The following is a 15,502-nucleotide window of genomic DNA, read 5'->3' as shown; positions in this document are numbered from 1 at the left end:
CAGCAGGTGGTTCTTCGACAGTACCTTCATTATCGCCACCAGTTGCAGGTGGTTCTTCAGTGCCGCCTTCACCATTGCCTCCGTCAGCAGGTGGTTCTACAGTGCCGCCTTCACCATTGTCTCCGTCAGCAGGTGGTTCTTCGACAGTACCTTCATCATCGCCACTAGTTGTTGGCTCTTCAACAGTTCCTTCGTCAGATGCACCGTCGTCAGAAGTTTCTTCTTCTTCAGTTCCTTCATCAAGATTTTGTTCAAGTGCAGGAGTTTGTTCAGGGGCAGTTACTTCATTGCCAGTTGTTTCATCAGATGCACCTTCTGTGGCAGGTTGAGTTGTTACCTCAGTACCTGTTTGCTCACCCGTAGATTGGTCTATTGCATCGGCAGATGCTACACCAGCAGTTGCCATTAGTGCAAAACCAAATGCTCCTGTTAGAATTGCTTTGCGGAACATAGATGCCCTCCGTGCTTTTTTAACCGCGAATGTTTGTGAGCGTTTCATCCTCATGAAATAAATTCCCCCTCAGATTCTCTTTATATTATGTAAAGGGTTTTCCCCTACACCACCAATGGGGAAGACTACTTGTGCAAATCGCACTTTCACCTTCCCCCACTTTCAATATTTAATTGCCACAGTTAAAGTGTTTGTTACTTAAATTTTCTAAATGTTAAATGGATTTGAGTTGTTGTCCATTTATTTTTCAGCTATTCTTTTATAGTTGCTCTAGTTTTACGCTCTATATATATAAGCAGGATGGATATTACATATAATCTTTTTATCTTATTTTACATATAATTACAATGTGCCAATATTATAATAATATATAGTTAAGTTAAATGATAGGGCTAGGGATAAAAAAGTATGATAATAGTACCAAATTAATCATAGTCAATACTATAATGTTAATGTTGTTCTACTTTATTCAGAAATACACGGTACTATAGTCCTGAAACGGTGGAGTTACTGCCCTAAATGAGGGAAGCAGTCATTTGCTTCCCTACCAATTTAAACAATAACTTAATACTTTCACATTTCTTTTGGTAATATTTTAGTTAGTCTCGGCCGGTAAGAATACATCAATCTCATGCTATTTCCAGGTGGATACAGCTAAGAGATCATACCACCTTTGCCATTCTACACAACTGTCCGCCAAGGAATTTTCCAGGATACGCCAACAGATTTACATCCCGTCTCATGGACAAATTGCCGCCAACTCTCGGACACCTTTCACCGTCTTTTTACCGGCAAATAAGCATAAAATAATAGCACTGCAGGATTACTACAAAGAGTAAATCTGAGCCGCAATTTGCCAATGGTAATTTTAATAACACTGCCTGGCCATCCCTTGACAAACACTGGTATCAAACATGGCAGACATAATCAGACCTCACAATTAACTATTTTTATAAATCTCGCTAATGGTACGCTTAGGTGTACCCTTTCGGCAGTCCCTTTCAATAGCACTTACTTATACTTGAGGGTGTAAAGCCAAAAGGGACTTGGCCTATATCTTTAGGATTTCGACGACTGTAAATCATGTAAACTACTTTAAAGGAATCATCTTTTTTATAGGGAACATCGGTGTGAGGGGAAATGTTTTTTAGACATAATCTTTTTATCTGCCTCTCAATCACTTTGAAAAATTCCATTATTTTCATTATAATAATAATAGCACTATAGGAATAGAGAGGTTTATTTGGTGACATCTACTAAAAAAGGCTTTGCAGATTCAAATTGGTTCATTTTTTTGTGTGTACTGTTTGCAGGTTTTTATATCTGTTTTCATTATTAAATAGCATTTTTTAATGCACTAAAAAAGTTCAAAGCAACTTATAAAGACTTCCATAATTGTGAATACGCCTTAACGAAGAAATTGCATTTACGGGGGTAGACATGTTAAAGACATTATTAGAACATTATGGTCTGGATACCAAAGCTAAGATTAAAATCGCACGCCATAAAGACGAAAAGCGAGGATATGATCTACCTCTCCTGTATAAAAACGGACAATTTGACATTTACCAAAGTTATCAGGAAGGTCCGGATTTTCACAATTGCAAGTACCTCGTCTCCTTTCTTGGAATTGACAAGAATCAAGCTGTATTTATTGGCGTATACGAGGTATTGGAGATAATAGAAGCAAAGAATAATAATGTGGACATGCTCCCGCCACTTCCCGAAGACTTCTTGTTTTATTCGATTTATAAACCTAAAAGGCGTTTTTATTACAAACTTAGAAGAATGAAAGAATTCCAGGAGTTAGAAGACAGACTTGTCATTCAATGGAGCGGTGGTGCAATTAACTGGATTCAAAACTTTCATGGTACTCCTAAGGAAGTCGTTCAGTTGCTTCCCAAAGGCTATGTTGGTCATTTTCCAGGATACTTAGATTTCTTTTTGTCCTATGAGGAATTAAAGAGAATGATTGAACATAGGGATGCTCACAGTGATTGGCATAAAATGCTTTCAGCTGTTAGCGGAGTGTATGTCATTTTAGACACTGGAACAGGAGAACAATATATTGGATCCGCCTATGGGAAACGGGGAATCCTAGGGCGTTTTGAAAGCTATGCAAAATCGCCTGATGGCGGTAACCTGAAGCTTTTAGCACACATCCAAAATGACACTGATTCCGTTGCCCGCTTTCAGTACTCACTGCTTGAGACACTTCCCGCTTCTATGACTTTGAATGAGGTTATAACACGCGAAACACTTTATAAACGAAAGCTTGGTACACGGGCTTATGGACTTAATTTGAATTAATCTAAATCAAGCAAGTGGCAGAGGGTCTCATTAATCCTGTGCCGCTTTTTTTATTTTACTAGAAAGTATAGTTCCATCATGTGGTAGTATACGAATAATTGTATTGAACCATTAGAGAATACAACGAGTAATTAATCAGCTTTCCAGCTTTACTCAGTATAATATTTCATACTGGCAGACTAAAAGACTGTAGCATTATAATGAATCAGCCACGTAAGCTATTAATTGATTTTCAGCAAAGCAGGCGTTTCTCTTCCTTTTTAATTTTTTGTATTTCTTATACATCTAAGAAAACATTTATCAGTCTCTCAGCCTCTTCCAGAAGATCCTTTTGACCATTAATAGATAGCAGATCACGGCACCAGTACAATGTCTTTATGCCTTCTTCATCAATGTCTTTATTAAGTTCACCACTCTTTAATACTTTATCCCAACCTTTATCTTCGAACACAGTATATTTCAGCCACCAATTATCGATATATGTTTTTACAGCTTCAATAGGTTCTGGGAAGATCATCACACTATTAATTAAAGTAGGGGGTATCACTTCATAATCTCCGTGAAAGAACTGTATATTAATAAATAATATCTTACTAACATTCTTAGCGTTAACTTCTTCTGCTAGTCCGTATTGTCTTGCTATGTACTGGGGGAAAAAGGTTGAGTATTGAGACATAGATTGATTTATATTTTTGCTAGTTTCGGTTCCTAAGGCGTTTCCATTCAGGGGTTGGAAACCGTGCTTTGAAAGAGCTGCATCAAAATCTCTTAACATAAGAATTGAATTATTAATAAGATGTCTTACATTAATAATAGAGTTAATGATTGAATTATTTTTCTCCACTTTGATTGCCTCCATAGTACCAATTTAACTTTCTAGTATCCCTCTGATATGTCCATGAATATGAAGCTAATGTTGTATTATAAGTGTCAATTATTCCTGATACTCTTTCAATATTGTGTAGAAATCCATTAAAACTCTGAAGACCTTTCTTTTCTAATAGTGTTTTAAGGTCGTTTAAAAGCTTCGAGTCCTGTACCGTTAGAAAGCTCTTTATCTTACTTATTGAATTATGTATTTCTCTCCAAGTAACCCAGTAAAGTTGTTCTTTTCGAAATTGGACACCATTTACATGGAGAATACTCTCAAGGACTTCTTCTCTTGGAAAGGATGTATGGTTCGTTAGGTATATTAAAACAACATTATTCATTTTATTTTTGTCTATATTTAAATAACGCATGCAGTTATTTTTGTGAATATCCTCTATTTCCCGTGCTAATTGATCACGTTGGCCACTGGTCCTTTCGTGAATATCCGTTAATTGATCCTCATGACTCGATTTATCCGACCAGTATTTCGCTTCTATACATATCAAAATCTCAGAACCACTTTCGGTTTTCACTTTAATAAGTAAATCCGGTTCTGAATTCTCTAACTTTGGCCAAAAAACAAAACGACATTCATTAATAGGTGATCCAAAAGTCATTTGCTGACCGCTAATGTTTACACATGTCTCTAAGACCTTTTGAAAATATGTATGGGAAGACAAATATTGAAACGGACCAATTACTGATGAAGTCAATATATCCTCATAATTTTGTAATGCAGAAGGTATCTTTCCATTTAACTCCGCTGCAAACAATAGCTCTCACCTGCCTATTATTAATACAGATTACAAATTTTTTCGACCGCTCTTTTTTTATATTTTGTTTTCGATGTAACTGCAAGGGACACATTTTCATCTCCAGGACCGCGTAAAGCGGATTCGACTTGTTTTATGACCAAAATTGCGGACAGTATTAATTTTTTTACCTAGGACCTATGACTTTAACCAACACTAGTACTAGATTGGATCCAGTAAGGAATTTTTCACCAACCAACCTTCCTTTTTCTTATTAGCCCCTTATAAATTGGTGATTTCAAAATCTGTTCGTTAATCTAAAATGCCCACCATTAAGGTGAGCGTCTTTTGTTTTTAAAAATCTTCATCTGCTTCTACATACTCAAAATAATCTTCAAAAGCTGCCGGAATACTAACTCTACCTTCCCAGATATCCTCAGGGTCATCTATGAGGATTGTTACTTCGTCTCCCTCTACATAATCTATTGTATACACCTCTCCTCTATTAAAGGTAAATTCATGTTCACTTGGAAGATGATTAATAGAGAAACTCCGCAAAATTTTTATTGTATCCATTGTTAAGACTCCTTCCGGCAGGTTATTTTCCATGCTTAAATAATATACAACATTCTAGAAAATTTTTACAGTAACTTGCTCAACTTTTAGTCAATCGACCTATTTGCTGGGAAATCCACCAGCCTAATAGTTAATTAACAAAAATACCACATGAAAAAAAGACCAGCAGAATTTTGACTGATCTTATTTTGCTTTAACGAAGAATTATCGAAAGTATAATATGAGCCTACCATAATGGCACTTTTTCGAAACACAAGGTTTAATCAGCGTTCTATTTTCAATAAAAAAAGAAGGGCATCGGTATCCAGACGCCCTTCTTTTCCATTCATTAAATTATTTTACTTGGTATCCGTTAGCATCAGTTAAAACTGTTTGAGCAGCTTTTACTGTTACTACTGGGTTAGTTGCAGGAGCTGTTTCTAGTGTAAATTTAACTTGCTTAGCATTTCCGGCTACTGCAGAAAGGTTACCAGCTTCAGCTACAGCGTTAGAAACTGTAATGTTAAATGCGTTATTTGCATCTACATCCTCACCAACAGTAACAGCTTCGTTAAATGTTACATATACATCTTGTCCAATAACCTGAACGTTAGTAATCGCAGCAGCTGTATTGTCTTTAACTGTTACTGCAGTGTTTGTTGAGTTAACAACATTTCCAGCTACGTCAGCAACTCCAGAAACATTCAGGATCGCACTTGCACCAGTTGTCTGGTTGCCAATGTTGATAGAATTTTCCGGAAGTACAATTTGTACCGTAGTCTTTGCAGCGCTTGTGAAGTAAATATCAGTACCTGCTGGTAATGCTGCGCCATCAAGCTTGTAGCTACCAAGGTTTAGAGCTGAAGAAGTAACTTCCTCACCATAAGCCACTTGGAAAGCATTTGCTGTACCAACAACGTTAGTAACTGTAGCAACTGGCTTAGTTGTATCTGCGTTTGATGGAGTTCCTACAGTGAATGTAGAAGTTACAGCAGCAGATTGGTTACCATAAACATCAGTGAAGTAACCTGCTGGGATTGTTACTGTGTAAGTACCAGCGTCAAATGCAACATCACCATTTTTAATGTCAACTTGGTATACAGTTGTGTCTCCAGACTTCAAAGCAGTTTCAGCATCTGCAGCAATTTTAACTCCTTCAGAGTTTCTAACAGTAATATCTGCAGTAGAACCAGCTACAGTTAGGTTCTCGTTGAATTTGAAGTCAAACTTTTTGTTATCAGTAGTTACATTTGATGTTGTTAAAACTGGACCTGTAACATCTTTATTGAATGTAACGCTTGTGCTGAATAGTTCATTTGCATTCGCAGTAGCATCAGTCATAGCACCAGCAGCTACGTAAAGCGTGAATGTTTCGCTAGTAGAATTACCAGAGAAGATGCCATCTCCAGCAGTATCTCCATTTAAGTCTACTGTTAGAGTGTAAGTTTTTCCAGTTGTGTCAGCAGTGTCTTTAACTAGAGTGACATCTGATTGAGCAGCACCTTTTTGAAGCTTAGCTGTTACATTTGTTTGATTGATAGCTTCACTTAAAGTAACTGTCGCTGTGTTTTGTCCAGTAACTTGTACAGATGTGATTGATGGCTTTGATGCATCAGCAGATGGAGCGATGACAGAACCATTGTATAAGCTCATTTCATTTTCTGCTACTGAAGTATCTTTAGCACCAGCTACATATAGGGATGCAGTTGCACCAGCAGCTAAAGTATGAGTGATTTCAATCTTTGTAGCATCTGAATCGCTAATCTTATAGTCATCAGCAGATACAGGAACTCCGTTAACTCGAACAACAGCTGGCTCAGTGCCAATTTCTTCTGAGAAAGTCACAACAATTGTTCCGTTTTCATAAGAAGTACCAGTTACTTGCGGCTTAACAGTATCTGTGTATGAGAATACTTTACTGAATTTTTCAGTTGTAACAGCTGCACCGTTAGCATCTTTCTTAGTAGTAGCAACAGGGTTAACTACCAATACTTGATCTTGACCTTCTACATCACCAGCAAAAGTTACAGTAACTGTACGCTGATCTTCAGAAAGGACTGCAGAGCTTGCAGGTGTGCCACCTAATGTATAGTTAGCTGCGTCAGTTGCATCGTTAGTTACATTAGCATCTTGGCCAAGTACCGGCTGGTTGAAAGTTACTTCTAATTGCTTAGCGTTGACTGCACTAACAGACTTAACCGCTGGAGTTAATTGTGCTTCAATTTCGTCAATGACTTTAGACAAAGTTGCTTTCATTGCAGCGTTTTGAACTTTACCGATATATTTGTTAGCTTCAGCCAGGTGCTTTTCTACATCAGCTGTCTTGTTGTTTTCAAGAGCATCTGCAGCTAGGTCCAGCTCCATTTTCACTGTTACAGCATAAAGAGCGCTGTCGCGAACTGCTTCTGCAGCTTGCTTGTATTGTCCGCGGATTTCATCGCGAGTTGATTTTCCGTACACGCGGTCTAGAAGGACTGCTTGCTTGCGGATTTCTTTTGAAAGCTCGTGGTATGCAGTTTCAGTTGCATCGTTGATTGCGCCTTTAGCGATTTGAGCAGATAGAACATCTTGCTTAGCTTTGATCTTTTCGCCGGCTGTGATCGCATCGATATAGTACATAGCACGAGTGATATGTAGGTTCACGTTTGCTTCAAGGTCAGCCAGGTAGCCAGCTTTTTGTGATGCAGGCAGCTTGTTTACAGCAGCAACTGCTTTGTCGCGTGCAGCTTTAGCAGCATTGTATTGTGCCCATGGGCGAGTCGTGCCATCAGCAGAACCTTCAGTTGAGATAGCCCACTTTAGAACAGTACCAGCATTCTTAGCTTGGTTTACTAATTTTTGAGCATCAGATTGTACAGATGCATCTGCTGGTGAAGTTGCTACAAATGCTGTAGCTGCAACAGCTGTTGCGCTTAATACCTTGATTGCGTGTTTCTTATTCACGAGAAAAAGCCCCCTAATAAAATTATTGTGTAAAATTGACCAGTTGTTGTCAAAAGCAGCCCCTTAATCTAGATACCTAGGATAAAGTTTCTAAACTTTTAACAGTTTAATAGAAGTCGAGGTAATATCTAGTATTTCCTCTCCATAGAATATGGTAAATCATTATAGTATTTAGATAAATGATAAATTCTTTCCAACGATATATTAAAATGGATATTAAGGAAATATAATACAGCTAATTGTCGAGTTTCTTCTATTAATATAGAAAAAAACCCAGAAGAAAAATTTCTGGGTTTTTTTATAACAAATATTATTTTTTTGCAATTCTCTATTTGTTCTGGTTCTCTTCGGGCTCCTTTAATGAATACATCCAAAGGTCTGCCTGATTGCGGAAATAGAGATCACCCTTGAAATCCTGGACTAAATCGTAGGCTCCATCTTCTTTTAAAACCTCATAGTACAGAGTTTTAGGATCTGCTTTGAAGAGCTTGCCTTCGACAGTACCATAAATGGAGCCATCAAGGCCTTCAATGATTTTTCCGTTATGGAAGCGGCCGGAAACCAGGTCAAGGATCTGCTGGGTCTTGATTTCTTTTGTGTCCGGATTATACGAGAACAATGTCCCATCTGCCATTCCCCAGATGATATTATTCTTATCTACCATCAGGCTTGTAATCATGCTGGCGTTCATTGGAAGGTGAATGTATTCCGATTTTTCAGGGTTATCCGGACGGAATCGGAAGAATCTGGCGCCTCGCTCATTCACTTTATAATTAGCATGTATGGACGTACCTCCATATACATAGCCATTATGAGTGACGAATGAAACGAGACTTTGATTGTAGATATAATTTTCATAGACCTCATATTTATTTTCTTTCAGGTCGTAAATCGCGAGTGCGCCACCGCCAACACTTGTTTCCGGATAAGTACCGACAAAAACTTTGTTCAACTTCGGCATAGCTGTTATCGCTGTAGACCTGGATTGCCCAAAGTTGCCAAGCCTCATCATTTCCCGAGGATTTGTGGCAGACCAAGGTTTCGTTAGGTCAAGCTCCAGTACACGGGCATTTGGATATGCACCAATATACAGCTTATCTCCCATCAAGGACATAGACTCAATTTGGCTGATGTCCTGGAATAGCTTTGATGTATGGTCTTTTGTGTTATAAATGGCCAACCCGCCAGACATATACCCATTGATAAAGATATTCTCTTTTTTCTCATCGGCCAGCATGGTATACAGTGTGACCGGCTGGGCCGGAAGATCAAGCATGGTTATCTCATAATGACCGGTTTGGATGTTATATCGGAACATATTGCCGGCATTGTCAATTTGGCCAACTAAAGTCAAGCCAGGATATACCTCCTGGTCATTCAATTCAACAAAATCTAAACTGAGCAGTTCGGTACCTTTTAACAGCGGCACCTGAAGGTCGGTTATTTCTTTTGTTATCAGATTGTATTTATAGAAGGAATTATCTTTTGAAAAGTAAATTTCATCTTCCAAGACATTCGAGACAGTTCTGGAGTTCAGCTCCAACTCATCCATCTTTTCCAATGTATTCTTGTCAAAAATGACTAGCCTATTCGATGGATCCATTCGGGCAAATAAATAATTATCCTGGATTTTCAGGTCTCTTATGTACTTATCATCCTGATACTCACTCGGAAGAAAAGCCGTCTTCTTTTTCGTCTGAAGACCATACTTCACCAGCTCTGCCTTTGAACCTACACCTATATAAAGAGAATCATTTTCTTCATCATAGACAAGGGATTTCGCAAATTCTTTCTTACTCATAATCTGACCAAAATTATTCAAATCTTCAGTCTCAGAATCGTATAAAAAAACAGACCCTCCATAGGCTGTTGAACCAAATACCTTTCCATTTGCTACATCAATGTCTTGGATAGCCGTATCCTTAGGATTCGTCAGCATATCCCCGTGATCGACAAACTCGTTTGTATTTGGATCGTAGCTATACACATTTCCATCCGTCGTACCGCCAACCCATACTATATCCTTTTCATCAACATCTAAACCCCATGCGCTTGTAGAATTTGATAAAGTGAAGACGTTTACCGTTTGATTTGTGTTTAGGTCGACAACTGCCAGGGCTGATGGGGTGCCGTGCATGACGAAATACATGTAGTCGTTTCCGAGATCGTCGGTGCCTGACGTGGCGGTTAGGGCTGAGGTTTGGAAGACTTTTGGGCCAAGCAGTTCAGCATGAGACGTATTATTCTCCACTCTTGCCTTAGCAAAATCCATATGGAACAAAATAATAATAAGAACAGATAGAACAATAAATATATTGATTATTATTTTCCTTGGTACCAATTTATAATTCACTCCCCTAATATCGATAAGGTTTTCTTATGTCAAATTTTGGGCAACATAGGGACGATTGGCGGTTATACCCAGCAGTAAGCTAGACTTTCTTCCCTCCTGTCCCTTTGTACTCACCCACCAAAATCAATTTTTATATTCCCCTGGACTTTAAATAAATTTGAAAGAACCCAAAAAAAAGGTAAGGCAATAACGCCTTACCTTTTTATTAATAATCCTTCTTACCCCTCAGGAGTTACGTCTACTTCAGGAGTAGCGTCTTCCACAGGAGCTGGAGGAGCTACAGTAGTAACATTAATTGGATTAGTAAGTTCAAGCTTTAGACCATCTTGGTTAGTTACTCCAGTTACTCCAACCAGACGAATTGCTCCTGTGTGGTTAAATGTAACGTTTGTATTACCTTGAGGCCATGTATAAACAGGTGAACCTAGTTTAACATCTACATTATTTGTAGAATTTGTGTTGTTAATAACTTTAGTGTCTGTAACTGCACTTCCAACAGTATAAGTAGCTCTGACACCTTGGTTATCTTCGAAAGTTAGAGTTGCACCTGGGCTGAAAGTCGCTTCATCAACAACTGTGTTAGATGAGCTACCAAAGCTAGAGAATGTAAACTCCAATTCAGACCCTACTGAAACTACATTACTAGTAGTTGCAGGTGTTGATACAATATTGCCAGCAACAGTAAATGTTCCTTCTTGTACATGAACTACTTCACTAGATTCTGGCGCAGTAGCAGGTGCCTGTTGAGTAGCAGGAGTTTGGACAACAAGGAACTTGTGCAAGCCATTAGCTTGTAGGTTAACTTGATAGCTCCATTGACCAGATCCATTTACAGGTACAGTTACGAGGTATGAACCATCAGTCTTGTAAATGTGAACACTATAGTTTGGATGACCTTCTCCTCTTAAGAAGAATTGTTGTTTCGCAGATACACGGAATGCGTCTTCAATATCACTAGTATCTCTATTAGGAGTAGTAACTTCTAAATCTTTAAGAGTTTTTACGAAAGTAACATTAAAGTATGAAATACCAGAAGGGTTAGCAGTATTAGTTCCATCTTCTGCTGTAGTAACATTTTGGTAGTTAACCTTAATTTGGTTACCTTCAGCTAACAAGCCTTCAAAAGCAGCTGTATCAACTAATGCTCCGTTATTATACAGTACATCGGTTGAGTCATAGTTATACCACTTGTTATTAGCAACGAAGTATTTGCCGGCTTTATTGACATAATTAATAGTCACAGCAGATGAATTATCACCTTGAGTTGCTTCTGGAACAAAGTGAGTTTCCCCAGTTGTAACCTTCTTGTTTGTAGTTAGGTTTGTGAATGTAACTTTACCACTCTTCACTTCCACACCTGATTGTGGAGCCACAGTGATAGTAATTTTGCCGTCTACATTTGGAACAACTTTTGTGAAATCAAATCCGCTACCAACAGCTGTACCATTTACAGTAGTTATATCAATCGTATCACCAGCAGCTTTGGCGATATCTACAAATCCTCTGTAAGGTGTTCCGTCTGCATTCTTAAATGTAGCTGTAAATGAACGTGTTTGTGTGTTCTTAAGGTATGCTTCAGCAGAGTTATCAATAACTAATGAACTGTCAACTGGTGCAGTTGGTGTAGTGAAAGAAACTGTTGCAGCTCCCTTATAGGAAAGCGTGTAAGTCTTACCATCAGCTTGTTTAGTTGTTGTCAAAGTTACTGTCTTTTTGTCTGCAGATAATTTAGCATCCGAAACAGTTAACCCGTTGTCAAAAGCAAAGTGTGCGACAGAAACAACATCAACTGCTTTGTTGAATTGTACTGTTACAGTATTTTCATTATTGCTAACAACAGAAACTGGTGTTAAAGGAAGTGATGCTACTACATCATTTCTGTCTTTAGTAAGTTCGTCTTTAAAAGCCGCACTTACTTTATCGAACCAAGCATTAGCTTTTTCTACATGTTCACCAGCTTTTTTGTAGTCGCCAGCTTTAACTGCTGCGGCTGCATCAGCTAAGTGCATGTGAACAGTAACATCTACTTGTACAGATTTAACTGCATCTTCTGCAGGTTTTTTAGTTTGATCAAGGATTAGCGCACGAGTTGATTGACCGTATACACGATAAAGTAACTCAGCTTGCTTACGAACCTCTTTAGTAAGAGCATGGTAGTTTGCTTCTACTTTATCAAGATCCTTTGAAGCAATTGCAGACTTTAATGCTGCAGTTCCAGCTTCAATTTTCTTACCGGCCGTAATCCCGTCAATGTATGCCATTGCACGTGAGATCTGAACATCGGCAGCTTGTAAACGAGCTTCATAAAGAACTTTATCTTTACCGCTAGTTTTAGCAACAGCTGCTTTAGCACTTGCAGTTGCATCCTTAGTTAAGTTGTAAAGCGCCCAAGGAGCATTTGCTCCATCAGCAGTACCCTCAACTGAGATTGCCCATTTAAGAGCACCTGCTGCATTTTCAGCGTCTTTTACTAATGCTTCTACATTTACAGCTGCATCAGCTTGGTTAGCTGGAGCTGCTGCTACGAATGCTGTAGCGGCGATTGCTGTAGAAGTAGCGAGTTTGATTGCTTTCTTCTTCATAAACTTGTATTCTCCCTTCAGCTATGTAGTGCTATTTTATTTTGTAGCAATGAATACCATGGTTGTTTGTACCTATTTATTCACCGCTTACCTAACTAGTAAAAAAGTATACTAGAGTCTCAAATTAATTGCAATAGTTTCCAACTAATTATTTTTTTGGTAAACAGCCATTATTTTTCCACCAATGGTCTTCTTTTCAATATTAATACATATCTTACTAAATTTCTACAATTTTCTGCCGAAAAATGCTTATTTTAATAAATTTGTAATAAATTTACTTTCGTCCTCAGTAAATTCACACCCTGCTATTCTATTCAATTCTTTTCCAATTATACCTTAATAAAATAAAAAAATGGTTATACCGGAAAATTTTTCATGTACTTTCCTTCTAAATTTGGTAAACTATTCTTTAGAAGGTGATTTCCTTCCAAAAAGGATGCTGCTTTCTTAAAAACTTGTATTAGTACTGCGTACTAACCTTCTGCTTCAGCGCAAGGGAAAAGCTGCCAAAAGTTGGCGGCTTTTTTCTTTTATAGGGTGGTACATTTAGCCTATCCATTGTAAAATTACTTTTATACATAAATGGAAAGAAAAGGTGGATTACTATGAAAAAAGGATTAAACCTCTTTGTCGCCCTCGTCTTGATTGGAACTGCTGTGTTATCTTTTCATTCTATTAAAGGATATGCAGCGACTATTCCAACAATCGAGTATACTTATCCTTCGTCCAATGATCAGTATGTGCCGGTGGATACGGATATTAAGATTGAATTTAATGATAAGGTGCTGCGAGTGACACCCGGTTCCATAACTGTCCAGGAAGACGGACAATATGTTCCTCTTGATATTAAGGAATACAGGAGAAGCGGAAACTCAGTGTTTGTTATTTTAAGCAAGCCGTTAGACTTTAATAAGACATATACAGTTGACCTTTCCGGAAATTCAGTGACCTTAAGCAATGGACAGTACGCTCAGAATATTAATTTTTCCTTCAGAACTAACTATTATGACTTTTATGAACTGATGGTGATTAATGAAAAGCGCCTTAAGGATATGCTTGCAGCCTATTCCCCAAGACAAATTATGGCCGTTGCTCCGAAAAAGTACATTAATGAAGTAACTGTGCTTCATAAGAAGCAAGGAGCGCTTCAGGAAGAACAGTCTTCCACTAATGGGATTACAAATATTGATGTTGTGACAAAATCAGAAGATGTGAGTTATGTTCATGTTGATATTATGAAGGGCGATAGGGTATTGAAAAATCAGTATGCCAGCAAAGTGACTGCCGATTCAAACGGCAAGACACAGTCTAAGGGCGATACTTTTACCTTTGATGTTGGTTTTTCGAAGATGCCGGATTTCTATGATGTGAGGATTAAGGTCTTTAACAGCGCCAATAAGCAAATAGATGAAAAACTTGTGAAGTTCTCTGCCGCTGAAAAGCTGATAACAGAATACAATGAGTCTTTTAAATATGAAACAGACGGTGCGGTCATTTCGTTCCACGAGCTCTTGTCCGATGAAAAGCTGTTCAGCAGCCTGCTCAGTGAGCATAATATCCGTGATTTAAAAGTACAGGTTGTGGATAGGTAATGTTTGGCAAGAAAACTGTTTTAGTTCTTTTGCTGCTATTGATACCTATTAGTCTAAGAAGCTATGCTGCTGCAGAAGAGGTTCGTCTTGATGCAAGAGTGATCAGCGATCCTCAGAAAAGCTGGAGCATCACTTTCAATCACCCTATAAATAAGGGGTCAGTAAAAAAGGAAAACGTATACATTATTGATCATACAGGAAAGCGAATCAGCACCTCCTTAAAGGTCTCTAATGATAACAAGCTCAACATTTTCCCTATTACCCCTTACTTGAAGGATAAAACCTATTTTTTGCATATTAAGGGAAATCTTCGTTCAGGGGAGAAGCTTTATTTGAATCAGCATACGATTATGCCTTTTGCTTTGGAGGGGGGAGAAGCTGCCAAGAGCTTCGACAAGAAAGCAAACGGAGCTTCTAGTGCCGGCAAAAGCCTGGCGGCCGGGAATCGCAGTTCATCTAAGTCCAGCAGTTCTAAGCCTGCTGCTTCAGGGAGCAATAAAGAAGAAAAACCTCAGCATATCCTGAAGGCTGACGTAAAAAAACATAGCCACTTTGCAGAAATCACCGTTGTTGTAAGTGATCAGGTGACAAGTGTTAAAGCTGGTTCGGCTGGGCTTGATTATAAAGGGAATAACCAGTTTATTCTATATAAGCCTGGTGTTGAGGCTGGAGATAAGATTTTGATTAAAGGCTACAGCATGTCCAAAAAGGTATTGGAAACAAAGGAGATCATTGTTCCGTAATGAAGAAGAAATCACCGTATAAACTGATGTTGATTAATATGCTGGTATTTACGCTGATATTGGTGAATATAGCCATGTGGCCGAAGGTTATTTCATATCTGAATCCTGAGGAGCGGGCTGAGGTTCCTTCGGAAGGCTCTGCTGCCGAGAGTGATCAGAGTTCCGCTGAAAGTAGCTTTAATGGTGAGACAGTTACAGGAGAAAAACAAGAGGATTCTTCTGGAGATTCGGCGAAGGACAAAGATATATTTAAAATAGTAGAAATAAAATGAAACTTTTTCGCTGGGTGCCTCGTCTTAATATGTGACACTGGTTCATTGAGCAGTGAATGGTCCATGGCTGGTGCTTACC

10 protein-coding genes and 1 pseudogene are annotated in these 15,502 nt (G+C 38.4%); 4 read left to right on the top strand and 7 right to left on the bottom strand.

Going from position 1 to position 15,502, the window contains the following annotated elements:
- Nucleotides 1-505: pseudogene (locus CYJ37_RS27100) on the bottom strand (hypothetical protein); the annotation flags it as partial.
- Nucleotides 506-1,891: 1,386 nt separating this feature from the next.
- On the opposite strand from CYJ37_RS27100, the gene CYJ37_RS08195 reads away from it, so the two are divergent.
- Nucleotides 1,892-2,761, top strand: a complete 870-nt coding sequence (locus tag CYJ37_RS08195; protein WP_101548980.1) for a GIY-YIG nuclease family protein — start codon at nt 1,892-1,894, stop codon at nt 2,759-2,761.
- Nucleotides 2,762-3,038: 277 nt separating this feature from the next.
- Here the strand turns inward: CYJ37_RS08195 and CYJ37_RS08190 are convergent, their stop codons facing one another.
- The 6 genes from CYJ37_RS08190 to CYJ37_RS08165 all read right to left on the bottom strand — a co-directional run bounded on the left by CYJ37_RS08190 (nt 3,039) and on the right by CYJ37_RS08165 (nt 12,816).
- Nucleotides 3,039-3,605 carry a hypothetical protein gene (locus tag CYJ37_RS08190; protein ID WP_101548978.1) on the bottom strand — a complete coding sequence of 189 codons (567 nt, stop codon included), beginning with the start codon at nt 3,603-3,605 and terminating at the stop codon, nt 3,039-3,041.
- The gene (locus tag CYJ37_RS08185) at nt 3,592-4,404 is read right to left on the bottom strand and encodes a hypothetical protein (RefSeq protein ID WP_101548976.1); all 813 of its coding nucleotides are present in this window, start codon (nt 4,402-4,404) and stop codon (nt 3,592-3,594) included. Before CYJ37_RS08185 ends, CYJ37_RS08190 begins: the two co-directional genes overlap by 14 nt.
- Before the next feature lie 333 nt (nt 4,405-4,737).
- On the bottom strand, nt 4,738-4,959 hold the full coding sequence (locus CYJ37_RS08180; protein ID WP_101548974.1) for a hypothetical protein: 222 nt from the start codon (nt 4,957-4,959) through the stop codon (nt 4,738-4,740).
- A gap of 333 nt (nt 4,960-5,292) precedes the next feature.
- Nucleotides 5,293-7,881 (bottom strand): hypothetical protein, encoded by a 2,589-nt coding sequence (locus tag CYJ37_RS08175; protein WP_101548972.1) that lies wholly within the window; start codon nt 7,879-7,881, stop codon nt 5,293-5,295.
- A 328-nt stretch (nt 7,882-8,209) separates the two neighbouring features.
- Nucleotides 8,210-10,234, bottom strand: coding sequence for a WD40 repeat domain-containing protein (locus CYJ37_RS08170; RefSeq protein ID WP_180827278.1), 2,025 nt, complete (start codon nt 10,232-10,234; stop codon nt 8,210-8,212).
- 218 nt (nt 10,235-10,452) lie between these two features.
- Nucleotides 10,453-12,816, bottom strand: a complete 2,364-nt coding sequence (locus tag CYJ37_RS08165; RefSeq protein ID WP_101548969.1) for a hypothetical protein — start codon at nt 12,814-12,816, stop codon at nt 10,453-10,455.
- A gap of 605 nt (nt 12,817-13,421) precedes the next feature.
- Between CYJ37_RS08165 and CYJ37_RS08160 the strand changes: the two genes are divergently transcribed.
- Genes CYJ37_RS08160 through CYJ37_RS08150 form a run of 3 tightly spaced genes read left to right on the top strand, consistent with a single transcriptional unit; the run spans nt 13,422 to nt 15,423 of the window.
- Complete coding sequence (locus CYJ37_RS08160; RefSeq protein ID WP_101548967.1) at nt 13,422-14,408, top strand: Ig-like domain-containing protein; 987 nt, start codon at nt 13,422-13,424, stop codon at nt 14,406-14,408.
- Complete coding sequence (locus CYJ37_RS08155; protein WP_101548965.1) at nt 14,408-15,151, top strand: Ig-like domain-containing protein; 744 nt, start codon at nt 14,408-14,410, stop codon at nt 15,149-15,151. Before CYJ37_RS08160 ends, CYJ37_RS08155 begins: the two co-directional genes overlap by 1 nt.
- Complete coding sequence (locus tag CYJ37_RS08150; RefSeq protein WP_101548963.1) at nt 15,151-15,423, top strand: hypothetical protein; 273 nt, start codon at nt 15,151-15,153, stop codon at nt 15,421-15,423. Before CYJ37_RS08155 ends, CYJ37_RS08150 begins: the two co-directional genes overlap by 1 nt.
- Nucleotides 15,424-15,502 lie beyond the last annotated feature (79 nt).

The sequence above is a fragment of the Bacillus sp. UMB0728 genome, from assembly GCF_002858875.1.
Classification (GTDB): Bacteria; Bacillota; Bacilli; order Bacillales; family Cytobacillaceae; genus Bacillus_AB; species Bacillus_AB infantis.
The sequence above is the reverse complement of the archived record's forward strand: the minus strand, read 5'-3'. Positions and strand labels throughout refer to the sequence as shown.

Excerpts from the sequence above, each read along its gene's own strand:
- CYJ37_RS08180 (WP_101548974.1), bottom strand. The coding sequence starts at position 4,959 with ATGGATACAATAAAAATTTTGCGGAGTTTCTCTATTAATCATCTTCCA.
- CYJ37_RS08150 (WP_101548963.1), top strand. The coding sequence starts at position 15,151 with ATGAAGAAGAAATCACCGTATAAACTGATGTTGATTAATATGCTGGTA.
- CYJ37_RS08155 (WP_101548965.1), top strand. The coding sequence starts at position 14,408 with ATGTTTGGCAAGAAAACTGTTTTAGTTCTTTTGCTGCTATTGATACCT.
- CYJ37_RS08165 (WP_101548969.1), bottom strand. The coding sequence starts at position 12,816 with ATGAAGAAGAAAGCAATCAAACTCGCTACTTCTACAGCAATCGCCGCT.
- CYJ37_RS08160 (WP_101548967.1), top strand. The coding sequence starts at position 13,422 with ATGAAAAAAGGATTAAACCTCTTTGTCGCCCTCGTCTTGATTGGAACT.
- CYJ37_RS08195 (WP_101548980.1), top strand. The coding sequence starts at position 1,892 with ATGTTAAAGACATTATTAGAACATTATGGTCTGGATACCAAAGCTAAG.